Annotated in this window: 18 protein-coding genes; 7 read left to right on the top strand and 11 right to left on the bottom strand. The window is 67.5% G+C overall.

The annotated features are described in order from the left end of the window. The first annotated feature begins 46 nt into the window (after window positions 1–46). Complete coding sequence (locus AC3A4T_RS22190; RefSeq protein WP_487677389.1) at window positions 47–940, top strand: LysR family transcriptional regulator; 894 nt, start codon at window positions 47–49, stop codon at window positions 938–940. A gap of 252 nt (window positions 941–1192) precedes the next feature. Here AC3A4T_RS22190 and AC3A4T_RS22185 read toward each other — a convergent pair whose 3' ends face one another. From AC3A4T_RS22185 to AC3A4T_RS22170, 4 genes are all read right to left on the bottom strand, one after another. Next, a complete protein-coding gene (locus AC3A4T_RS22185; protein WP_487677388.1) occupies window positions 1193–1798 on the bottom strand; it encodes a LysM peptidoglycan-binding domain-containing protein in 606 nt (201 codons plus the stop codon). Window positions 1799–1949: 151 nt separating this feature from the next. Then, the gene (locus AC3A4T_RS22180; RefSeq protein ID WP_487677387.1) at window positions 1950–2969 is read right to left on the bottom strand and encodes a M28 family peptidase; all 1020 of its coding nucleotides are present in this window, start codon (window positions 2967–2969) and stop codon (window positions 1950–1952) included. Window positions 2970–3013: 44 nt separating this feature from the next. Further along, window positions 3014–4069: an AI-2E family transporter gene (locus AC3A4T_RS22175; RefSeq protein ID WP_487677386.1), complete on the bottom strand. Its 1056-nt coding sequence runs from the start codon at window positions 4067–4069 to the stop codon at window positions 3014–3016. A gap of 317 nt (window positions 4070–4386) precedes the next feature. Continuing rightward, on the bottom strand, window positions 4387–4581 hold the full coding sequence (locus tag AC3A4T_RS22170; protein WP_487677385.1) for a hypothetical protein: 195 nt from the start codon (window positions 4579–4581) through the stop codon (window positions 4387–4389). Between the two features lie 395 nt (window positions 4582–4976). Between AC3A4T_RS22170 and AC3A4T_RS22165 the strand changes: the two genes are divergently transcribed. Both AC3A4T_RS22165 and AC3A4T_RS22160 read left to right on the top strand, forming a co-directional pair. After that, complete coding sequence (locus tag AC3A4T_RS22165; protein WP_487677384.1) at window positions 4977–5267, top strand: hypothetical protein; 291 nt, start codon at window positions 4977–4979, stop codon at window positions 5265–5267. A 166-nt stretch (window positions 5268–5433) separates the two neighbouring features. Continuing rightward, a complete protein-coding gene (locus AC3A4T_RS22160) occupies window positions 5434–6903 on the top strand; it encodes a S8 family serine peptidase (protein ID WP_487677383.1) in 1470 nt (489 codons plus the stop codon). A 63-nt stretch (window positions 6904–6966) separates the two neighbouring features. On the opposite strand, the gene AC3A4T_RS22155 is transcribed toward AC3A4T_RS22160, so the two are convergent. Further along, window positions 6967–7455, bottom strand: a complete 489-nt coding sequence (locus AC3A4T_RS22155; protein ID WP_487677382.1) for a hypothetical protein — start codon at window positions 7453–7455, stop codon at window positions 6967–6969. Window positions 7456–7867: 412 nt separating this feature from the next. Then, a complete protein-coding gene (locus tag AC3A4T_RS22150; RefSeq protein ID WP_487677381.1) occupies window positions 7868–8281 on the bottom strand; it encodes a hypothetical protein in 414 nt (137 codons plus the stop codon). Between the two features lie 217 nt (window positions 8282–8498). Between AC3A4T_RS22150 and AC3A4T_RS22145 the strand changes: the two genes are divergently transcribed. The 3 genes from AC3A4T_RS22145 to AC3A4T_RS22135 all read left to right on the top strand — a co-directional run bounded on the left by AC3A4T_RS22145 (window position 8499) and on the right by AC3A4T_RS22135 (window position 11135). Beyond that, window positions 8499–9623 (top strand): sensor histidine kinase, encoded by a 1125-nt coding sequence (locus tag AC3A4T_RS22145; protein WP_487677380.1) that lies wholly within the window; start codon window positions 8499–8501, stop codon window positions 9621–9623. Further along, window positions 9620–10387 (top strand): LytR/AlgR family response regulator transcription factor, encoded by a 768-nt coding sequence (locus tag AC3A4T_RS22140; protein ID WP_487677379.1) that lies wholly within the window; start codon window positions 9620–9622, stop codon window positions 10385–10387. Before AC3A4T_RS22145 ends, AC3A4T_RS22140 begins: the two co-directional genes overlap by 4 nt. A 184-nt stretch (window positions 10388–10571) precedes the next feature. Beyond that, window positions 10572–11135 carry a fasciclin domain-containing protein gene (locus AC3A4T_RS22135; protein ID WP_487677378.1) on the top strand — a complete coding sequence of 188 codons (564 nt, stop codon included), beginning with the start codon at window positions 10572–10574 and terminating at the stop codon, window positions 11133–11135. A 594-nt stretch (window positions 11136–11729) separates the two neighbouring features. Here AC3A4T_RS22135 and AC3A4T_RS22130 read toward each other — a convergent pair. The 4 genes from AC3A4T_RS22130 to AC3A4T_RS22115 form a co-directional block, all read right to left on the bottom strand. After that, window positions 11730–12968, bottom strand: coding sequence for a lipase family alpha/beta hydrolase (locus AC3A4T_RS22130; RefSeq protein ID WP_487677377.1), 1239 nt, complete (start codon window positions 12966–12968; stop codon window positions 11730–11732). 228 nt (window positions 12969–13196) lie between these two features. Further along, complete coding sequence (pabB, locus tag AC3A4T_RS22125; RefSeq protein WP_487677376.1) at window positions 13197–15356, bottom strand: aminodeoxychorismate synthase component I; 2160 nt, start codon at window positions 15354–15356, stop codon at window positions 13197–13199. Between the two features lie 92 nt (window positions 15357–15448). Further along, window positions 15449–16168 carry a 4'-phosphopantetheinyl transferase family protein gene (locus AC3A4T_RS22120; RefSeq protein WP_487677375.1) on the bottom strand — a complete coding sequence of 240 codons (720 nt, stop codon included), beginning with the start codon at window positions 16166–16168 and terminating at the stop codon, window positions 15449–15451. 279 nt (window positions 16169–16447) lie between these two features. Next, window positions 16448–18103: a M4 family metallopeptidase gene (locus AC3A4T_RS22115; RefSeq protein ID WP_487677374.1), complete on the bottom strand. Its 1656-nt coding sequence runs from the start codon at window positions 18101–18103 to the stop codon at window positions 16448–16450. Window positions 18104–18473: 370 nt separating this feature from the next. Between AC3A4T_RS22115 and AC3A4T_RS22110 the strand changes: the two genes are divergently transcribed. Next, on the top strand, window positions 18474–18983 hold the full coding sequence (locus AC3A4T_RS22110; protein WP_487677373.1) for a hypothetical protein: 510 nt from the start codon (window positions 18474–18476) through the stop codon (window positions 18981–18983). A 185-nt stretch (window positions 18984–19168) separates the two neighbouring features. On the opposite strand, the gene AC3A4T_RS22105 is transcribed toward AC3A4T_RS22110, so the two are convergent. Continuing rightward, window positions 19169–20812: a M4 family metallopeptidase gene (locus AC3A4T_RS22105; protein ID WP_487677372.1), complete on the bottom strand. Its 1644-nt coding sequence runs from the start codon at window positions 20810–20812 to the stop codon at window positions 19169–19171. Window positions 20813–20927: the final 115 nt, after the last annotated feature.

Here is a 20927-nt window from a genome sequence, read left to right as displayed (position 1 = left end):
CGGCTCGGTATATTGGAAATTGATTTGTGATATTCCAGGTATAGCCATGACTAATCTCAGACGGCTCGATCTCAACCTGCTGGTGACGCTGGATGCGCTGCTGTCGGAACACAACGTCACCCGCGCCGCGCAACGGCTGAATTTCTCCCAGCCCTCGATCAGCGTGCATCTGGCCAAGCTGCGCGATGTCTTCGCCGATCCCTTGTTGTTGCCCGGGCCGCGCGGCATGCGCCCGACCGCGCGCGCCGACGAGTTGCGCGAACCCTTGCGCCAGGCCCTGGCCGCGCTGGAACGCGCGGTCTCGCCCGCGGCCGCGTTCGATCCGGCCCAGGCCACCCAGACCTGGCGCGTGGCCGCGTCCGATTACAGCGAATCCACCGTGCTATTGCCGGCCTTGATCGGCTTGCGCGCGGCCGCGCCGGGCACGCGTCTGGCCGTGGTCGAAGCGTCGCCCTCGCGCATCGCCAGACAGGCCGAGCAAGGCGATATCGATCTGGCCTTCCACACCAGCCACGATGCGCCCAGCGGCCTGCGCCGGCGCACTTTGTTCGCCGAGCGTTATGTGCTGGTCGGCCGCGCCGGGCATCCGCGTCTGAAACGGCGGCCGACCCTAGCCCAGTTCTGCAAGCTCGATCATGTGATCGTGTCGCCCGACGGCGGCGGCTTCCATGGCGTCACCGACGATGCGCTGGCGCCGCTCGGCCTGCGGCGACGCGTGGTGCTGTCGGTGCCGCATTTCCTGTTCGTGCGCTCGGTGCTGGCGACTACCGACCTGGTCGCGATGCTGCCCGCGCGGCTGGTGCGCGACACCCCGGCGCTGCAGGTGGTCGAACCGCCGGTCGAGGTGCCCGGTTACGAGATGGCGATGCTGTGGCACGAGCGCGTGCATCGCGATCCGGCGCATCAGTGGCTGCGCGAGCACATCGCCGGTTCGGTGTGATGGAGGTTCCAACCCATCAGGACGCAGCGGTCGTGCCTACGATAGCCGCGAGATCTTTTGTGGGAGGGGCTTCAGCCCCGACGCCTTTCGCTCCGATCGCATCGCAGCTTCGTCGCGGCTGATCGGAGCGCGTCGGGGCTATAGCCCCTCTCACAAAAAACTTCCGGCATCGCGGGTGCATATGTGCGAACGGCATGCCTTGGGCATGCCGTTCGCATCGCAACTCGTCGAATCGAAGATCGAACGCGACGATCAGACTTCGTTGTTGATCGCGGTCGAACGTTCCTGCGCGGCTTCGCGCGCCGCCGCGGCCAGCTCCGGCTTGCCTTGCGCTTCGTAACGCAGGGCGATCTGTTCGCCCAGGGCGACCGCTTCGTTGCCGTAGTCTTCGCGGCTGTTGCCGCTGTAGCTCATGCCGGCGTCGATCTCGGCCTGCACCGCCGCCTTGAAGTCGTTCCTGGTATCGGTCACGTCCTTCGACTTGGCTTCCCATTCGCCGCGGTTCGTCGAAGGCTGCTCGCTGGCTTGGGTCGCCGCGTCGTACTTGGCCCCGGCCGCGTCGGTGGCCTTGGCTTCCGCGGTCGGCGCGAACACCACTTCGCCCGGATAGATCAGGTCGGCGCTGCGGGTGTTCGGATTGGAGGCCGGATCGAGGCTGAACTGCGGATTCGCTGCGAGCAGTTGTTCCAGCGGAATCTTGTTGTCGGCGGCGATCTGGCTGAGGTTGTCGCCCGGCTGGACCACGATCGGCTTCATGCCCGACGGGGTAACGACTTGCGCGGCCTCGACTTCGGCCTTGGTGTTGACCAGTGCGCCCAGCTGCGGCCCCGCGTAGGACGGGCCATTCAAAGCGGTCATGTGCTGCCTCGCAGGTTGGAAAATCTCGTGGCGGCATTGCAGCGCATGTCGCGGCGCGAACAAAGCTGGGGCTGACCCTAGCGGCCGAGCGTGCGGATGAACAGGCGCGTCGCGGCCGATCGCAGCGTGTTCGCGGTCTGCGACGCTTCGATCAGGGCCGCTGACTCATCGCATACACCGCCTGCACCACCTTCGCCATGCGCGGGTAATCGAGCCGGTCGTAGGTGTCGCTGGCCTGGTGGTAGGTGTCGCTGCGCAGGAACGCGGTGTCGCTGACCATCCAGGCCGGATAGCCCTGCGCCCAGTAGCTGAGGTGATCGGAGAAATCCACGCCCTGCACCAGCAGCGGCGGCGCGCTGATCGAATGCACCGGCAGGTCGGTGGCGCCGGCCATCGTCGCCTTCAGTGCACGGGTCTGGGCGAAGTCGCCCATGCGGCCGACCAGCACCGCGAAATCGCCGCGATCGGAATACAGCCGATGCATACCGCGCACCGGGTAGCGCTGACTGCCGGGCCGGTCGCTGAAGCGGCCGATCATTTCCAGCGACAGCATGTACTCCACCTCGCGTCCGGCCTGGCGCAGCGAGCGCGCGTGATGCGCGCTGCCCATATGCTCGCTGCGGAAATGCGGCGGCTCTTCCAGGGTGTAGGCGACCAGTTCGATCGGCCGGGTCTGCTCGCCGCGGCCGAGCATGCGAGCGAGTTCCAGCAGGCCGGCCACGCCACTGGCGTTGTCGTCGGCGCCGGGGGTGTGGGTCTTGGGCGAATAACCACGCGGGTCGTCGTTTTCGACCCCGACCTCGGCGAAGGAATCGTAATGCGCGCCGATCACTCGCAGCGGCCCGGTGCTCGGCCCGAAACGCCCGATCACGTTGCGGTAGACCATGCCTTCGACCGCCACATCCTGATAGCTGACCTGCGCGCCGGCCAGTCGCAGTTGTTCGTGGATGTAGCGCGCGGCCTGGTCGAGGGTTTCAGTCTGATCGTAGCTGCGCGGATACAGGTCCACCGACAGATGCTTGACGTCGGCGAGCAAGCGCTGCGGATCGGCGGCCGGCGGCGTGGAGGCAATGGGCCGCACCCAGGGCTGCACCACCGCGAACACGATCAGACCGGCGATCGCCGCGACGATGGCGATCAGGGTTGCGATCCGTCGCAAGAACTTCAACATGCCTCGATTCCTTTCGATGGGTGGCGACTCAAGTCCTGCGCGGTTCAAATCCAGCGTTGATCGACCAGTTCGCGCTTGATGTAAGCGTAGTAGATCGGCCCGACGATCAACCCCGGCATCGAGAACGCCGCCTCCATCACCAGCATCGCCAGCAGCAGTTCCCAGGCGCGCGCCTGGATCTCGCCGCCGACGATACGCGCGTTGAGGAAGTATTCCAGCTTGTGGATCACCACCAGGTAGGCCAGCGCGGCGATCGCGACGTACAGCGATATCGACAGCGCGGCGACGGTGATGACGGTGTTGGAAATCAGATTGCCGATCACCGGCAACAGGCCGGCGACGAAGGTGATCGCGACCAGGGTCTTGGCCAGCGGCAGGCGGATGCCGAACAGCGGCAGCACGATCAGCAGGAAGATCGCGGTGAAGGTGGTGTTGAGCAGCGAGATCTTGATCTGCGCGAACACCACCCGGCGGAACGCGTCGGCGAAGCGGCTGGCGCGGCCGAGCAGTTCGTTCGCGAGCGGGCCGAGCCGGCCGATCGGCTGCTCGTCGTACAGCGCGATCATCGCGCCGAGCACCATGCCGATGATCAGCCGCACCGCGACCTGCGCCGCCTCGGCGCCGGCCAGGCTCAGTTCGCCGCGATGCGCCTCCAGCCACGCCGACACCGCGCGCTTGAGCTCGCTCATATCGTCGGGCAGGTAGGGCTGCGCCCACGGCGGAATCTGTCCGCGCGAGGCGTCGATGATCTCCATCACCCGCGCCAGCAAGGCCTGTTCGCCACCGGTATCGACCCGGAAGAACGCCACCAGCCCGAGCACGGCCAGGATCAGCAAGCCGATGATGACGAACGCCAGCACCGCCACCGCGACGAGGCGGGCGCGGTCGCCGCGCACCTTGCGCTCGACCAGCGGCGCCAGCACGTGGATCAGCTGGAACACCAGCAGCCCCGACAGCAAGGCGCCGACCAGGCCCAGCCGCAGCACCAGGTACATGCCCGTCAAGGCCAACAACCAGGCGGCGATACGACTGACGGGACAAGCCAGGGGCGAACGGTCTGCCGCAGCGTCGGACGCGGCGGCGACGGGGGAACCGGTCATGGCGAACTCTCGAGGGCCGCGCGATCGCAGCGCCGACAGTTTACGAGCAGCGCTCGGGCTTTTGATATGCAAGTGAGCAAAGAAGGTGCCGACGCTGCCGAGCAGGATCCGGCTCGACACAGAGCCAGCCTTGCCCACAGGCAGGCTGCGGCATGGACGGCAGCTGCCCGCTTCGGCGGGCGCGCATGGCTGTGTTCTCGCCGCGATGATCGTTTGATCCAGTCCCACCACGAATTCATGGCGAAGTCTGTCCGGCCCATGACGAAAGAGCCTCGCAAGCGAGGCTCTTTCGATACCGCACGATCGACCGCGAACGCTTACAGCGGTATGCAGCAACCCACGCGGCCGCCGCCGTAGCGGCAGCCGGCCTTGCACGGACAACCCGAATCCGGGTTGATGCACTTGCCACCGACCATCGTGGTCTGGAACGCGCCGACGGCGCCGACACTGAACGACCCGACGATCGCGAGCGCCAGCAGAACCGCTTTCATCCTGGATGCGACTTGCTTCATGTTCCCTCTCCTTAGATTGAGACCTGCGCGGCGTCTTCCCTGACGCGTGAGGCGGTCGGCGGTGGGTAACGTCCTTGTGCTCGATCGTTCCGACGTGGGTGGCGGCGACGCGGAGGCCGTCGCGTGGAAAACGCGGGGCGATCGCGCTCGCGCGTCCTGTCGCCATCGCCGACAGATGCGTTCGCGTGCAACGAACAAGAAGCCCCCGCCCATCTATACCGGAGCCATGACGCCACTACTTCGACGCCGATCACGCCCTGGAAGGTCCGCTCGATGAAGCTTCGACGGCATGCATCGCAGGTCGCACTGACCCCGGCGCGGACGCGGACGACGAGCGAGCGACGAAAAACCCGCACGCCGATGCGGCGCTTCGCGAAACTTTTTTCGTTATCTCGATGCGCATCGCAGATGCGATGATCGTTGCACGCGCGACGGCGCGTCCTAACGAAAACGCGCATGTTCGTCGCGATGAAATGCGCTCGATTCGTTATCGGCATCGCATCAACAAACCCGCGAACCATGGCGGACGATTCGTGACTCGCCTCACCGACACGCACGATGCGCACTGGCTACTGTGTGCCCCTCGCATCGCCGTCGCCATCGCAACTCAGCCAGGCATCGCTCCGATCTTCATCGCATCGCATGGATCGTTTTCGCGGCCTTCAACGTCGTCATCGCTTCGATGACATCCGTGTCGGCGCGGCCATGCACAGCCATCGACAATCCACGCAAACCGTCGCCCAGGCTCGCGCGCGACGTTGCGTGGCCGCTTGACCCAGAACCCATCGCGAGCGGCGATCGCCCCATCATCGCGCTTGCGTCACCAGGACGATTCCCACACGGAGGTTTGCCATGAAACGCACATCGAAACCGCTTCACCGCCTGCTCGCCGCAGCCTTGGCGCTCGCCATCGCACCGGCCGCGATCGCCGCATCGGCTGCTTATACTCCGCCGATCAAGAAGGCCAAGACCACGCTGGGCCGCTACGACTCGCGCGAGTTCATCGAGGTCAAGTTCGTCCAAGGCAGTGGCGTCGGCCTGATCAACGGGCGCCTGTCCTCGGCCGCGCACGGCCGCGGCTCGGTGCTGGACGCGCTCACCGCGGGCGCCGGCCCGGTCGCGACGGTCGAACCGCTGTTCCGCGCTTCGCCCGCGACGCTCGCGGCCACGACCCAGGACGCGCAGCAACGATCAGGCCGCGCGCTCGCCGACCTGAGCCAGTGGTACCGGCTGCGGCTGCGCCCCGGACAGGATGCGGCGCGCGTGACCGATCAACTCAACGCGATGGCGCTGGTCGAGATCGCCTACCCGGCGCCGCTGCCGGTGCCCTCGCCCACGCCCAACTTCAACGCCTATCAGCAGTACCGCGGGCCGATCGCGAGCAACGGCGTCGACACCGACTACGGCTGGAACTACTCCGGCGGCGGCGGCGCGAACATTCGCGTGCTGGATATCGAATACAGCTGGAACACCGACCACGAGGATCTGTCCAAACTGCGCCAGCCCGGCGCGCGCATCGCCAACGGCACCCCGGTCGATCCGTTCGCCAACAGCAACCACGGCACCGCCGTGATGGGCATCCTGTCCGCCGACAACAACGGCTTCGGCGTCACCGGCCTGGTGCCCGACGCCATTCCCCAATACACCAACGCGGCGAACGCCGAACGCGGCTACGACCTCGCCAACGCGGTGTTCACCGCCGCGTACGCGCTGCTGCCGGGCGACGTGATGGTGCTGGAACAGCAGGCATCCGGCCCGCCCGGCTGCAGCGACTATGTTCCGGTGGAATGGATACCGTCGGTGTACGACGCGATCGCGCTGGCGACCTCGCGCGGCATCCATGTGATCCAGGCCGCCGGCAACGGCAACATGAACCTCGACAACGCCGCCTGCTTCGGCTCGCCGTTCCCGAACGGCCGCCCGGATTCGGGATCGATCATCGTCGGCGCCGGCGGACCGAGCGCGAATGCCGTATGCAGCAACGGCGTGGCCGAACGCGCGAGGCAGCCGTTCTCGACCTACGGCGCGCGGGTCAATCTGCAGGGTTGGGGCGCGTGCGTGACCACGACCGGTTACGGCGATCTGTACAGCGCCGGCGTCAACTCGTACTACACCGCCAGTTTCGCCGGCACCTCCAGCGCGACGCCGATCGTGGCGAGCACGGTGGTCGCGCTGTCGGGCATCCTCAAGATCCGGGGTTTCACCGCCACCCCGCAGCAGATGCGCGATGCGCTGATCGCGACCGGCACCGGGCAGACCGGCGGTGGGCACATCGGCCCGCTGCCGAATCTGCGCACGGCGCTCAATTCGCTCGGGTTGTAAACCTGCGATGAGCCCTCGGCAGACGCGCCGCCGCGTGCGGCGCGTCTGCGCGGCGGGTACGAATCACGATGACTTCGGAAGCGGCGGCAGCGGCGGCAGCGGTGCGGGCTCGCATACCTCGGGCGGACACGGCGTATCGGCAATGCGATCGATCACGACGCTGTTGATGTGGTCCTGATCGAACGGGTGGCCGATGCTGATCTTGTTGCCGCCCTGCCGGGTGGACCAGTAGCCCGACGACGCCCTGGAATGCGGACTCGGCGGCATGTAATCGGGATTCGACCAGAATCGCCGCGCGAACTCGTTCGCGTCCGGACCGGACTGGGCCAGTTCGATCACCAGCATGCTGTTGGCGGGGTCGCTGTTGCTGATCCGCAGATCGACCGCCTTCACCGCCAGCCCGGCGAACTGCCCGCCGCTCGCGGCGTAGAAGGTGAACGATCCGTTGTCGGACTCTTTTTTCAGTCGCACCGACAGCAAGGTTTCGACGTAGCCGACGCTCAGGGTGTCGGCGGCCACCACGGTGTCTATTGCGTTCTTGATCGCGGTCATGGCATCGGCCGCTGGGATTGCGGCTTGCCGCGACGAGGTCGTCGGGGTCGTGGCCGGCTGTTTTCCGGCGCTCGCGCCATCGGCCCGACTGCAAGCGGCAGCCGCGGTCAGCGCCATGACGCAGACCGCGACGCATCGCAGCAACCGACTGCGTTCGATCTGCGTGTATTGGCGCAAGCGTTGCGCGACATGCGACGATCGGTCGCGCGAGCGTCGGAATGGCATCGGTCGTCCTTGGCATGCGCCGCATCGGCGGTGGGGCGAATCTACCCGGCGGAACTTTCGTTCGCAAGCAACGCGCGGACGGCCGCGGATGTTCGATTCGCGCTCGATTCGATACGGGCACAAAGGACTTAGATGATGCGGGAGCGCTTCGAATCCGACGCACTGCGCCCATTGGCTACGCCCGCTCTTACGGATTGGGCGCCGCATCGCCCGTGGCTGGCGATGCATCGACGGCGATACCATCGACCGCCGCTTGCCCCCGCCGCAGCGGTTGAATACGCAGGCTGCGATTGCGGCATACGTCGATATCGCTGTAGACCACCGCGCGGCCGTTGCCGAAGGTGAAGCGCAGATCGTAGACGCATTGATCGCCGGCCCATTCGACCGTGGCCGAATCGCCGCCGCCGTCGATCGCTTCGCCCAGCGGCTCGGGCTGGAAGCGGTCGCTGCCGGCGGGTGCGATCGCCAACGCGACCAGGCGATCGTGGGCGCGGTTGATCAGTTCGAAATAGTGCGTGCGCGTGCCGGCCTGGCTGGGCAGGACGGTGGCGAACGAGAACATGGCGACAACGGTCAGAACTGCGGCGCGGAACGATCGCATGGCCAGAACTCCGGTGCGGGATGGACGGTGGCTCGGGCGCCGACGCCCTCCGCCGGCGCTCCGATGCGCGCATCACAGCCGGCGCGGGCCGCGCCGGTCCATGCGTTCGGGACGAATCGTCGCTGCGGCCGGACCAATCGTAGCGACGCGAACCAATGCTGTTCGAAGCGCGTGGAGGCGCTTAGGATCGGCGCTGACTCCGCTGCATCGGCCGCTCATGAACATCCAGCTCGGCGACACCGCCATCGGCCTGCGCCGCTACCTCGGCCTGTGGTCGGCGGTGGTGCTGGTGTTCGCGCTGCAAGGCTTGGTGCACGATGCGTTGCTCGGATCGACGGTGTGGTCGGTGTTCGACTACCTGCGCTGGTCGATGATCCAGTGGTACACCTGGGCCGCATTGGCACCGATGGTGTTTCGTCTGGCCGCGCGTCGTCCGATCCAGCCGCCGATGCCGCTGCGCGCGCTGACCGCGCACCTGCTCAGCGGCGCCGGCGTGACCGCGCTGGCGCTGGCGATCGGCGCGACGGTATCGACGATGACCGAGCCCGGCTCGTTCGGCGAGCAACTGCAGCAGTACATCGGTCGCTACGCCGCGACCGGTTTCATGACCTATTGGGCGCTGCTGGCCATCCAGCATTCCTTGCACTACCAGGCCGAGAAAGCACGTCGCGAAGTCGAAGCCAGCCGGCTCGCGACCGAACTGGCGCGCTCGCGGCTGCAGGTGCTCAAGACCCAGTTGCAGCCGCATTTCCTGTTCAACACCCTGCACGCCATCGTGACCCTGCTCAACGAGGACACCGTGTCGGCCGAAGACATGCTGCTGCGCCTGAGCGAGCTGCTGCGCGCGTTCCTGGAGGACTACGACGGCCAGGAAATCAGCCTCCAGCGCGAGCTGGAACTGTTGGACCTGTACCTCGGCATTCAACGCGTGCGCTTCAAGGATCGGCTGACCACGCAGATCTATGTCGCGCCCGATGCCGTGAACTGCGCGGTGCCGAGTCTGGTGCTGCAGCCGATCGTCGAGAACGCGATCCGCCACGGCATCGGCCGCCGCGTCGGCAGCGACCGGATCGAGATCGATTGCCGGCGCGAAGGCGAGCAGCTGTGCATCGATGTGCGCAATCACAACAGCACGCTCGATACCGAACGCACGGCCGAAGGCGACGGCGCGGGCCACGGCATCGGCCTGTCCAACACGCAACTGCGTTTTCAGGAACTGTATGGCGACGCCGCGCAGCTGCGTCTCGACCTGATCTGGCCACAGGGCGTGGCCTGCCGCATTCGCCTGCCGTTCCGCGAGCTCGATTCGGCCGACGACGAGCCGGAGCACAGCGGCGCATGAGCCTCACCGCGCTGGTGGTGGACGACGAACCGATCGCGCGCCGCGCGATCGTGCGTCTGCTCGACGCCGACGCCGAGATCGACGTGCTCGGCGAATGCGGCGACGGCGCGTCCGCGGTCGAGGCGATCCGCAACCAGTCGCCCGACCTGGTATTCCTCGACATCCAGATGCCGGCGATGACCGGGCTGGACGTGGTCGCGGCGATCGGCGCGCAGCGCATGCCGGCGACGATCTTCGTCACCGCCTACGAGCAGTACGCGGTGCGCGCGTTCGAGGCCAACGCGGTCGACTACCTGGTCAAGCCGTTCAGTCGTGAGCGCTTCGCCACGACCTTGCAACGCGCTAAGTCGCGCTTGTCCGCGGCCGGCGACGCCCAGGCGCGGATTCTTCAGGCGCTGGAAAGCCTGCGCCAGCGCGACGAATACCTCGAACGCATCGCGGTGCGGGTCGACGAACACGTTATTTTCGTCGCGGTCGACGACATCGTCTGGATCAAGGCCAACCGCAACACGGTGCAGATCCATCTGGCCGACCGCATCCACGAACTGCGCGAGACCATGGCCGCGCTGTCCGCGCGCCTGGACCCGCGCCGCTTCGCCCGCGTGCATCGCTCGGCGATCGTCAACGTGCAACGGGTGCGGACCATCCACCCGTGGTTCAACGGCCACCATGTCGTGACCATGGACAACGGCCAGCAACTGCGCATGAGCCGGTATCAGCACGAGGCCTTTCTGCGCCTGGTCGGCTCGCGGCGCGACGACTGAACAGCGCGTTCGGCGCTTCGTCATCCTTCGTTAACGAATCGCTCGCGTGTTCGCCGTTCCGCATCGATGCGATGCGATCGCATGTCCGGATGCATCCGAAGCCGGGTTCGCCCCGTAGTTCCTCAGGCAAACGATCAGGCCGATACGTTGCGATGCATCCATCCATTCAATGAGGAACGTATCCATGAACACCCGACTCAAGACCCTCGCGGTCGTCGTAATGCTTGCCTTGTCCGGCGCGGCGTTCGGCGCCGATGCCAAGGGCATGAACAATCCGATGGTCGGCGGCGCGCCGATGCTGGTGACCCGCGACATCGTCGACAACGCGGTCAATTCCAAGGATCACACCACCCTGGTCGCGGCGGTCAAGGCGGCGGGGCTGGTCGACACGCTCAAGAGCTCCGGCCCGTTCACCGTGTTCGCGCCGACCAACGCCGCCTTCGCCGCGCTGCCGGCCGGCACGGTCGACACATTGCTCAAGCCCGAGAACAAGGCGACCTTGACCAGCGTGCTGACGTATCACGTGGTCGCCGGAAAACTCGACGGCGCCGCGTTGATGGCGCAGGTCAAGGCCGGCGGCGGGCGCGCCCAGCTCAAGACCGTGCAGGGCGAAGTGCTGACGGTCCGGACCGCCGGCGGCAAGGTCACGGTGACCGACAGCAAGGGCAACACCGCCAATGTCACCATCGCCAATGTGTATCAGAAGAACGGCGTGATCCATGTCGTCGACAAGGTGCTGATGCCGTAAGTCGGGCGCGGGCGTGCAAACGGCCGGCGCCGTGCGCCGGTTGTTTGCCTGCGTATCCACCGGCGTGCGTGGCGGCTTGCGCTGAAACGTCGTAGGCGGGGTGTCGCGGTCGCGGCTTGCGGCGCTCCTACAGTGGGTGTTCGCGGCTACGAAGTCCTGAGATACAAGATCTTCGCGCAACCCACGTCATCCGACTGTAGGAGCGGCGCAAGCCGCGACCGCGACACCTCGCTTGCGAACGCATGTCATCGGAAGGTATCGATGCCACAGCAGTCGGTACAGCAGGCGTCCGCGCAACAACACGCTCGCCACTGCGTCAGCGCGAGGATTCATACGGAACCGTCCAACGCAGCAGCGAACGCACCGGCAGACGCTTCAGCCGCGCCGGTTGGAAGGTCCATAAACTCGCGGCCAGCGCGGCCGCGTTGTCGGTGGCGCCGTAGCCGCAGGAACGCTCGATATTGACGGCGTGCAGACGCTTGCGCGTCGGCGACCCTGTCGGGAAAGGCCGGCGGGCAGAGCGGGCACGCGGCGACCTTGAAATGATGCATGCCGCGTCCTTTCGATGAAACCTCCGTATGCGTACGCGTTCGACTAACCCAGCCAGCGGCGGATGCGCCGATACACCTGCGCATCGCCGAGCAGGTCGAGATGATGCAGGCCGTGGCCAATCCAGCGATGGCTCTTGGGAATATGCAGATCGAACGCGGGATCGGGATGCAGCCCCAGCGCGCTCGCGACCGGCACCAGGGTGTCGCCGCTGAAGCGTTGCGCGGCGGCTAGGCCGCCGACGTTCGATGCACCTTCTTTATCGGTGGATACCGCGATCGCGTAGCTGCGCACCGATTCCGGCAGCGGCAACGGCGTGCGCGGATCGCGGCGGCCGTCGTCGCCGTGCTTGCGCCAGTCGGCTTCGATCAGGTTGCCGTGGCGCAGGTCCTGGATGCCGGCGCTGCGGATCTTGCCGAGCCGCGCGAACGGCGCGGTGTACGGGCTCAGCCCGATCAGCATGTCGAACCAGCTGCCGGCGCGCTCCAGCGGCGCGCCGTGATGCGGCGTGCCGAGGAACACCAGGCTGTCGAGCCGGTTCAGCCACGGCCGCTTGCCGCGCTGCGCGCTGTGGCAGGCGCTGCGCGCGACCAGTCCGCCCATGCTGTGGCAGACGATCGCGAAACGTTCCACCGGCACCGGCCATTCGCGCAGCAACTTGTCGAGTTGCGCCGACAGTTCGCGGCCGTTGCCGGAGATGTGGCGGCCGGTGTTGTAGTGCAGGTACACCGGCGTCCAGCCGGCATCGCGGGCGAGCGCGGCGCCGTAGTCGTGGCCGTTCCAGTTCCACTGCAGGTCGTTCATGCACAACCCGTGGATCAGCACCACGATCTTGCCGCTGGCTTGCGGATACGCGGCGGCCAAGGATTTTCGCCCGAGCTTGAGCGGCCGGCCGTCCTTGCGCAGGTGCATGTCGATCGCGAGCGGGTTATCGGTCGCGGCCAGATGGTCGCCGAGCACGCCGTTGAGCGCGGACACCACCGCGCCGCGCTGCGGCAGCGAGTCGATCCGGTTCAACAGCGGCGCGAACTGGGCCAGCGCCAGGTCCAGTCCGTCGCCGACGAAACGGGTGATGCCGCGCACGCTGCGGTAAACCAGGCCGGTGATGCCGCGGGTCGGGTCGCGCACCGCGGCGCCGAGCGGCGACGGCAGGGCGACGATGGTGGCGTGGACGGATTCGACCAGATCGGTCACGCCGGTGATGGCGTCGATGGTCAGGCGGCCGATGCCGCGCAGGTCGGTGCCGTGGCCGGCCACGGCGTCGGCGGGCGAGCGTTTCGGCATGGGCGTCCTGCGTCGGTTGAGCGGACGCCCAGCCTACTGCACGCGGGGCGAATTATCGCGCGCAAGCCGCGGCGCATGCTCAGTCGCGGCCGAGGTTGCGTCAACCGTTCGCCGATACCGCGCGCGCCGATTCGTGCCAGTCATCACCCAACACATCGTCGATCGCGGCGCCGACGGTTTCGCCGCGATCGGCCTACAAAGCCTGCGCGGCTTCGACGTCCGCGCCGATCAGCGCGCGGCCCGATGCAGGCGCAGGCGCTCGCCGTCGAGTTCGTAGGCGAAGCCGGCATCGGGCCGGGCCAGAAACCCCCACAGCGGCCGCAGCACCGCTTCGGCCTTGAGCAGCACTTCCTGGAACTCGGCCTGCGGGTCGGACAGCCAGGTGATCGCGCCGCCGGCGCCGAAGGCGACGCTGTCGCCGTCGTAGGACAAGGTGCGGATGCCGATGTTGAGATCGGCGACGCGGTTGTAGCCCAGATAACCGATCGAGCCGCAGTAGACGCCGCGCGCGCTGCGTTCGAGCCGGTCGATGATCTGCATGGTGCGGCGCTTGGGCGCGCCGCTGATCGATCCGCCGGGGAAGGTCGCGCGCAGCAGGTCGATCAGGCTGCGATCGGGCCGCAGTTGCGCCTCGACCGTGCTGACCAGTTGGTGCACGGTGCGATAGCTTTCGACTTCGCGCAGCTTCGGCACTTCGACCGTGGCATGCACCGCGACCCGGTTGAGATCGTTGCGCATCAGATCGACGATCATCAGGTTTTCGGCGCGGTCCTTGACCGACTCGGCCAGATGCCGCGCGTACTGCGCATCGAGTTGCGGGTCGTCGGAGCGGCGCATCGTGCCCTTGATCGGCTTGGCCTGGATGCGACCGCCGCGGTCGACGCGCAGGAAGCGTTCCGGCGAGGTGCTCAGCACGTGGTGTTCGCCGCTGCGCAGGTAGGCGCCGAACGGCGCCGCGTTGCCGCGACGCAGGCGCAGATACAGCGCAAGCGGATCGAGTTGCGCGCGGAAGCGGAAGTGATTGGTCAGGCAGATCTGGTACGACTCGCCGTCGACGATGGCGCGGCGGCAGTGTTCGATCGCGGCCAGGTAATCGTCGTGGCCCAGGTCCATGTCGACCTCGAGCGTGTCCAGCGGCGCGGGCGGCGGCAGCGGTTCGGGCGCGGGCTGCGCGAGGGTCGATGCGGCCTGCGCGGCGACGGTTTCGAGCCAGCGCTGCGCGCCGGTTGCCTGCGCGGTATGCGGCGCGGCGATCGCGATCGCCCAGGCACGGCCGCGGCGATGGTCGAAGGCGAGGAAGCGATGCACGCGCATCCACAGCGCATCGGGCAACGGCGTGCCGGCGTTTCCGTCGCTGTCGCCATTGCCGTCGCCATCGAACAGCGCCTTCATCTCGTAACCCAACCAGCCGATGAAGCCGCCGCGGAAATCGAACGGCAAGGCGTTCTCGGCGTCGGCCGGCATCGGCTCGTCGACCTGGTTCGTCTCGAGTTCGCGTTCGATGCGATCGAGCAAGGCATGCCCGGTCGACAGCGACGCGTCGTCGTCGGCGATGCGGTAGGCGAGCAGATCGTCGTCGTCGACCGCGCCCATGAACGAACACGCCGCGCGCTCCTCGACCGCATCCTGGCTGTCGAGCCAGAAGCTGTTGCTCTGCCGCGCATACAACGCGTTGAACACGGTTTGCGGATCGAGCTTCGCGTCCAAGGGCTTGCACCACAGCTGCAAGGCGTGCGGCGGCGCGATGGGCGCGGCCGGCGGCGGCTGTGTCACCGGCGCGGCGAGGCTGACGAAGGCGCGGCCGTGATGCCGCCGCACCAGATCACGGAAATTCACGATCAGGTCGATGCCGTGCTCGCTCAGGATCGACTCGGGGTGGAACTGCACGCCCCACTGCGGGCGATGACGATGGCGCAGGGCCATGATCAGGCCGTCGTCGGTGTGCGCGGTCGCCTGCAACGCGGCCGGCATCGGCGCCGCCGCGATCAGCGAGTGATAGCGCACCACCTCGAACGATGCCGGCAAACCGGCGAACAGCTCGCTGCCGTCGTGATGCAGGCGCGAGACGCGGCCGTGATAGGGCTGCGGCGCATGCGCGATGCGGCCGCCTTCGGCGTAGGCGATGCCCTGGAAGCCCAGGCAGACCCCGAGCAAGGGCAGCGCGCTGTGCGCGATCGCCTGGCGCGCGACATGGAAGTCGGCCTCGTGCTCGACGCTGCCCGGACCGGGCGAGACCACGATGCAGTCGTAGCGTTGGTCGGCCCGCAGCTGTTCCCAGCTGCACGCATCGTTGCGCAGCACGGTCGGCGCCTGGCCGAACGCGCGCCCGATCTGGTCGGCGAGGTTCCAGGTGAAGGAGTCGTAGTTGTCGATCAACAGGCAACGCATGATCCGGCCATTGTCGTACAAAGCCCGGGCGCGGCGGTGGTTCGAAGACGACTCGCCACGATCGGCCGCATGCACGGCGCGGCAAACGGCGCTCAGTCGCCAGCGCGCAGGCAGCAGGCGATCGAACGCACGCCGCCGTCTTCGAAGGCGATATCGACCTCGAAGGCCTGCCCGGCCCGCACCGTCGGCGACAGATCGGCCGCGGCCAGGAAACCCAGGCGACCGTCGCCGACCCGCGTCAGCCGCATCGCCTCGAAGCCGAAGAACGCGCGTACCTGCGGGTACAGCGCCTTGTACAAGGCTTCCTTGGCCGAGAACGCCGCGGCCAAGCCGGCCACCGCATCGGCGAAGCCGGCCTCGATCACGGCCTGTTCGGCCGCATCGACCACCACGCCGCGGATCTCCCCGGCCAGGCGCGCGTCGATCCGCGATTCGATGTCGATGCCCAGGCCGATCACTCGCGGATCGGCGCTGGCAAGGCAGACCGCGCGATCGCCGGCATGCGAGATCGAGGCGATCGCGCCGGCCGGCCACAGCGGTTCGCGGTCCGGGCCGATCGCGATATCGGCCGAGGCGATCCCCAACCGCGCCAACGCACGCCGCGCGCAGACCCGGCCGGCGAGAAATTCGCCGCGCCGCTTGGCCACCGCGCGCGCGAGCTGCGGCGGCAGGCGCAAGCCATGCCCGGGGTACAGCGCGTCGTCGTAGGCGTCGAGGCGGAAGCGGCAGGCGTAACCGGTCAGCGGCTGGCCTTGTGCCTGCGCATCGAAGGGCGTGGCTTCGTGGATGAAGGCGTCATGGTTCGGGTGCATGCGCTCAGACTCTCGCGTCGCGCGGTAGTGCGATGGCGATCGCGGCGATGCGGCGAGTGGGCGAATGCGGGCGACGCGGTGAACGCATGAGGGGTCCGTTACGAAGATGGGGTGCAACGCGGGACGTAATCGCGGCTATATCGCTGGAAATAAAACGACTGCCTCGGCGCATGGTATCGGCTCGCGACGCAGAACGGCCCGCCGAAGCGGGCCGTCGCAAGGCGATGCGGCATCGCGCCGCCGCGCACCGGTTGAAACCGGCGCTCGGCGGCGCGGCCCTCAGCTGACGCTGGCCGCGCTCCAGGCCCGCGCGATCGTGGTCTGCTCCGGCGAACCGGCGCCGTACAACTCGGCCGCGGCGGCCAGGGTCGCCGCGCGCGCCTGCGGGTAGGTCGTGCTGGAGGTGAACTTGGTGGTCAGCGCGCGATACCAGATCTTGCCGAACTTGTCCCGACCGATGCCGACGATGCCGGTGTCGCCGTTGCACACGAGCTGGGCCGGCGTCAGCGTGGTGCCGGCCGGAGTCACCGCGCCTTCGATCGCCAGATAGGCCATGCGGTTGGCGACGCCGGAGGTGTAGTGCGGGTCGTGGATGCCGCCCGCGGCCAGATTCGGATCGAACCCGCTGCCGCCGATGTAGCAATTGAACGACTTGCCGTCGGCGCCCTGGTTGTACATGTCGCGGAACGCCAACCCGCCGGTGCGCATGATTTCGCCGATGCGGTAATCGCCCGGGTCGTTGGGGTGGTTGGCGTAGAACTCGACCAGGGTGCCGAGGATGTCGGAGTTGGCTTCGTTCAAGCCGCCGGCATCGCCCGAGTAGGCCAGATTCGCGGTCGCCGCGTTGAGCCCGTGCGACATCTCGTGGCCGGCCACGTCGATGCCGACGATCGGGCCGTAACCGCGGCTGGCGTCGCCGTCGCCGTAGAACATCACCTTGGTCAGGGCGAAATAGGCCGCGTTGACGCCGGTGGTGCCGCCGGTGGAGGTCTTGAAGTTGGTGTGGGCGTAGCTGCTGATGCCCTTGTTGTCGTTGTACAGCCCCAGGCGGCCGTGCACGTTCTTGAAATAGTCCCAGGTCGCGCCGACGCCGTAGTGGATGTCGGTGGCGACGGTGGCGCGATCGCTGAGGGTGTTGTTGCCCCAGGTGTTGTCGGCGTCGGTGAACAAGGTCGCGCCGAGGGTCGCGCCGAGGATGTCGAACAGGTTGGAGATCGCCGCGCCCTTGGCGTCGTAGACCTTGCCGCTGCCGCGGGTGGTGTCGATCAGGTCGAACTTGGTCGCGCTCTTCTGGTCGGTCGGCAGGCTCAGGTTGCCGTAATAGAACGATTTGCCGGTGCCGATCGCGGCCGCGGTCTGCAACTGGTCCTGCACGTCGAGCACGCGGCCGTCGCTGGCATCGACGTAATAGGTCACGAAGCCGGAGTGCTGTTCGGTTTCGTCGCCCTGCACGGTGACCTCGTAGGCGAGCACAGGCGCCGCGCCGCGTGCATACACCACCAGTTCGTTGCCGTGGATCTTGCCGACCCGGCCGTTGAAACGCGCGCCGGCTTCGATCGCGGCCCGATCCTTGCCGATCACGCGTGCGCTCAGCGACGGACGCTGCGCGCTGCGTAAAGTCAGCTGCGCGGACTTGAGTTCGCCACGCCGCGACTTCACCACCACGTCGCCGCCGATGACGCGCAAGCCTTGGTAGCTGCGGGCGAAGCGCGCGTGCTGGGTGCCGTCGCGGTCGATCACCACGTCGCGGGCTTCGAAGCGGTCGGCGGCGCTGGCGCGCAGCAGGCCGGCGTTGCCGGCGATCAGGCCGCGCGCCTGCGCGGTCGCGGCGTCTTTGGCGGCGAGCCCGGCGTCGGCGGCGTGGGCGAGCGGCGCGGTCAGCAGCGTCGCGGCGATGGCGAGAGAGAGTCCTTCCTGTTTGAACCGGGTAGTCATGGCGTCCTTACTCCTTGGCCTTGGGTCGCTACGGCCCGGCGCGGCGCCGGGTCCGGTTTCGATATTCGGCATATTTCAGGTGCCATGAGGCGCCATTCAGGGAGCGGATCACGGCAAAACTGCGGATCCGTTGGGAGTTCGCGCTTTTGCCCGGCCTGCCTCCGCCGGGCCCGCCTTCGCCGCATTGCCCCGACCTCGGTGGCGGCTTGCCAGCGGCGGCACGCGGTGATCTAAAGTGTGCCGTCGAACGCGCGGTGCAGCCGGTCAGGCCGCCGTGGCGCGCGATGGCGATACGCGCCGGCGCGGACGCTCGCGTCCGCGAATTCGCCGGTGCGCCCTCCTGACGAACGGATTCAACACAGGTGCCTGGATGAGAGCGATCTTTTGCGTGGTCTTGTGTCTGCTCAGCGGCCAGAGCCTGGCTGGCGGCGACATCGTCCCCACCGACGGTCCCGGCAGCGACTGCGTCGCCGCCACGATCGCCACCAAGCGCACGGCGGCCAACCGCAAGTACGACGAGGCCTACTGCGCGGTCAACAAGGACCCGGCCGCGTACCGCACCTGCCTGAACAACGCCGCCGCGAACCCGACGATTTCGTTCTTCACCGACCGCTGCGGCGACGCCGAAGACGGCGCCTACGTCAGCTTCAACGGCCAGACCCATCAGGTACGACGCAAGTCCGAATCGCCGCACCGCGAGGTGCGCTACGCCGGCACCTACACCGGCGAAGGCGTGAGCGTGCGCGTGGTGCCCGGCAAGCTGATCGAGCGTTTCGTCGAAGAAGGCGAAGTGCTGGGCATCACCCACTCGGTCGATGTGTTCATCACCCACGGCGGCGAAACCGTGAAGATCCCGGCGATCTACGACGACCGGCACTGACCCGCGGCCGCCGCGGGCGGCGTCGCGCCGAAGACGCACCCGTTCATCGCAACCGCAACGACAACGGCCCGCCGAAGCGGGCCGTTGCGATTGCCTGCACCGGCATGCGCGCGGTGCGGCTTGAAACGCTACCACTTGAAGCGGCTACAACTTGAAGCGGTGCAGCCTGAAGTAAACAGGGTCGATCAGTTGACCCTGACCGCGCTCCACGCCCGCGCCACCGCGTTCTGTTCGGCCGAACCGTTGCCGTACAGCTCGCCCGCCGCCGCCACGGTCGCCGCGCGCGCCTGCGGGTAGGTGGTGCTGGAGGTGAACTTCGTGGTCATCGCGCGATACCAGATCTTGCCGGCCTTGTCGCGGCCGATCCCAGTCATGCCGGCATCGCCGTTGCAGGCCATCTGCGCCGGGTTCAGACCCGTGCCGGCCGGAGCGACCGAGCCTTCGGCCAGGAAGTAGAAGAACAGGTTGCCCACGCCGGAGGTGTAGTGCGGGTTATGCGCGCCGTCGGACAGGTTGGGATTGAAGCCGCCGGTGATGTAGCAGTTGAACGACTTGCCGTCGGCGGCCTGGTTGTACATGTCGCGGAAGGCCTTGCCGTCGCTGCGCATCTTCTCGCCGATGCGGTAGTCGCCCGGATCGTTGGCGTTGTTGGCATAGAACTCGACCAGCGTGCCGATGATGTCGGACGAGGCTTCGTTGAGGCCGCCGGCGTCGCCGGAATACGCCAGCTTGGAGGTCGCCGCGGTCACGCCGTGGGTCATCTCATGGCCGGCCACGTCGATGCCGACGATCGGGGTGAAACCGCGCGCGGCGTCGCCGTCGCCGTAGAACATGCCCTTGACCAGGTCCACATAGGCCGCGTTGGCGCCGGTGGTGCCGCCGGTGGAGGTCTTGAAGTTGGTGTGGGCGTAGCTCTTGATGCCCCTGCCGTCGCCGGCCAGGCCGCTGCGGCCATGCACGTTCTTGTAGTAATCCCAGGTCACGCCGACGCCGTAGTGGATGTCCACGCCGACGGTCGCGCGGTCGCTGGTCGTGTTGTTGCCCCAGGTGTTGTCGGTGTCGGTCATCAAGGTGGCGTTGGAGGTCGCCGAGATGATGTCGAACAGGTTGGAGATCGCCGCGCCCTTGGCGTCGTAGACGCTGCCGCTGCCGCGGGTGGTGTCGATCAGGTCGAACTTGGTCGCGCTCTTCTGATCGGTGGAGATGCTCATGGTGCCGTAGTACAGCGAGCGGCCGGTGCCGGTCGCGGCCGCGGTCTGGATCAGGTCCTGCGCATCGAGCACCTTGCCGCTGGTCGCGTCGACGTAATACTTCACCAGGCCCGAATGGCGGCTGTTGCCCTCGCCCTGCACCAGCACCTCATACGCCAGCACCGGCTGCGCGCCGCGCGCGTAGATCACTGGCTCGTTGCCGCGCACCTGCTCGATGCGGCCGCCGAAGCGCGCGCCGGCCTCGACCGCGGCGTCGTCCTTGCTGATGCGCGGCGTCAGCGACGGGCGCTGCTTGCTGCGCAGGGTCAACAGGGCCGAACGCAACTGGCCGCGCTGCGACTTGACCACCACGTCGCCGCCGATCACCCGCAGCCCACGGAAGCTGCGATCGAAACGGACATGCTCGGTGCCGTCGCCATCGACGATCGCGTCGCGCGCCTCGAAGCTGTCCTCGCTGTTGCCCTGCAACGCATTGAGATGGTTGGCGATCAGGCCGCTGGCCTGGCTCATCGCCGAAGCCTTGCGCGCGTCGGCGGCATGGACGGCGGGCGCGACCAGCGCCGCGGCCAGGGCGAAACTCAGCACGGCGCGCTTGGGCAGATTGGAATGCAATGACATACGTGACTTCCCCTCAATTGGATCGAAAGCCGAACGGATCGGCGACTGGCAGCGACGGTGGCGGCGGCGCTGCCCGCATACTCGATCCATAACGCAAGCCGTGGCATGCGCCGGC

This window comes from Lysobacter sp. Soil_N_51 (genome assembly GCF_057655755.1).
The sequence above is the reverse complement of the archived record's forward strand: the minus strand, read 5'-3'. Positions and strand labels throughout refer to the sequence as shown.

Coding starts and splice junctions, on each gene's coding strand:
- AC3A4T_RS22185 (WP_487677388.1), bottom strand. CDS start 1,798: ATGACCGCTTTGAATGGCCCGTCCTACGCGGGGCCGCAGCTGGGCGCA.
- AC3A4T_RS22160 (WP_487677383.1), top strand. CDS start 5,434: ATGAAACGCACATCGAAACCGCTTCACCGCCTGCTCGCCGCAGCCTTG.
- AC3A4T_RS22105 (WP_487677372.1), bottom strand. CDS start 20,812: ATGTCATTGCATTCCAATCTGCCCAAGCGCGCCGTGCTGAGTTTCGCC.
- AC3A4T_RS22150 (WP_487677381.1), bottom strand. CDS start 8,281: ATGCGATCGTTCCGCGCCGCAGTTCTGACCGTTGTCGCCATGTTCTCG.
- AC3A4T_RS22135 (WP_487677378.1), top strand. CDS start 10,572: ATGAACACCCGACTCAAGACCCTCGCGGTCGTCGTAATGCTTGCCTTG.
- AC3A4T_RS22175 (WP_487677386.1), bottom strand. CDS start 4,069: ATGACCGGTTCCCCCGTCGCCGCCGCGTCCGACGCTGCGGCAGACCGT.
- AC3A4T_RS22130 (WP_487677377.1), bottom strand. CDS start 12,968: ATGCCGAAACGCTCGCCCGCCGACGCCGTGGCCGGCCACGGCACCGAC.
- AC3A4T_RS22145 (WP_487677380.1), top strand. CDS start 8,499: ATGAACATCCAGCTCGGCGACACCGCCATCGGCCTGCGCCGCTACCTC.
- AC3A4T_RS22190 (WP_487677389.1), top strand. CDS start 47: ATGACTAATCTCAGACGGCTCGATCTCAACCTGCTGGTGACGCTGGAT.
- AC3A4T_RS22180 (WP_487677387.1), bottom strand. CDS start 2,969: ATGTTGAAGTTCTTGCGACGGATCGCAACCCTGATCGCCATCGTCGCG.
- AC3A4T_RS22115 (WP_487677374.1), bottom strand. CDS start 18,103: ATGACTACCCGGTTCAAACAGGAAGGACTCTCTCTCGCCATCGCCGCG.
- AC3A4T_RS22170 (WP_487677385.1), bottom strand. CDS start 4,581: ATGAAGCAAGTCGCATCCAGGATGAAAGCGGTTCTGCTGGCGCTCGCG.
- AC3A4T_RS22155 (WP_487677382.1), bottom strand. CDS start 7,455: ATGACCGCGATCAAGAACGCAATAGACACCGTGGTGGCCGCCGACACC.
- AC3A4T_RS22165 (WP_487677384.1), top strand. CDS start 4,977: ATGCGCATCGCAGATGCGATGATCGTTGCACGCGCGACGGCGCGTCCT.
- pabB (WP_487677376.1), bottom strand. CDS start 15,356: ATGCGTTGCCTGTTGATCGACAACTACGACTCCTTCACCTGGAACCTC.
- AC3A4T_RS22110 (WP_487677373.1), top strand. CDS start 18,474: ATGAGAGCGATCTTTTGCGTGGTCTTGTGTCTGCTCAGCGGCCAGAGC.
- AC3A4T_RS22120 (WP_487677375.1), bottom strand. CDS start 16,168: ATGCACCCGAACCATGACGCCTTCATCCACGAAGCCACGCCCTTCGAT.
- AC3A4T_RS22140 (WP_487677379.1), top strand. CDS start 9,620: ATGAGCCTCACCGCGCTGGTGGTGGACGACGAACCGATCGCGCGCCGC.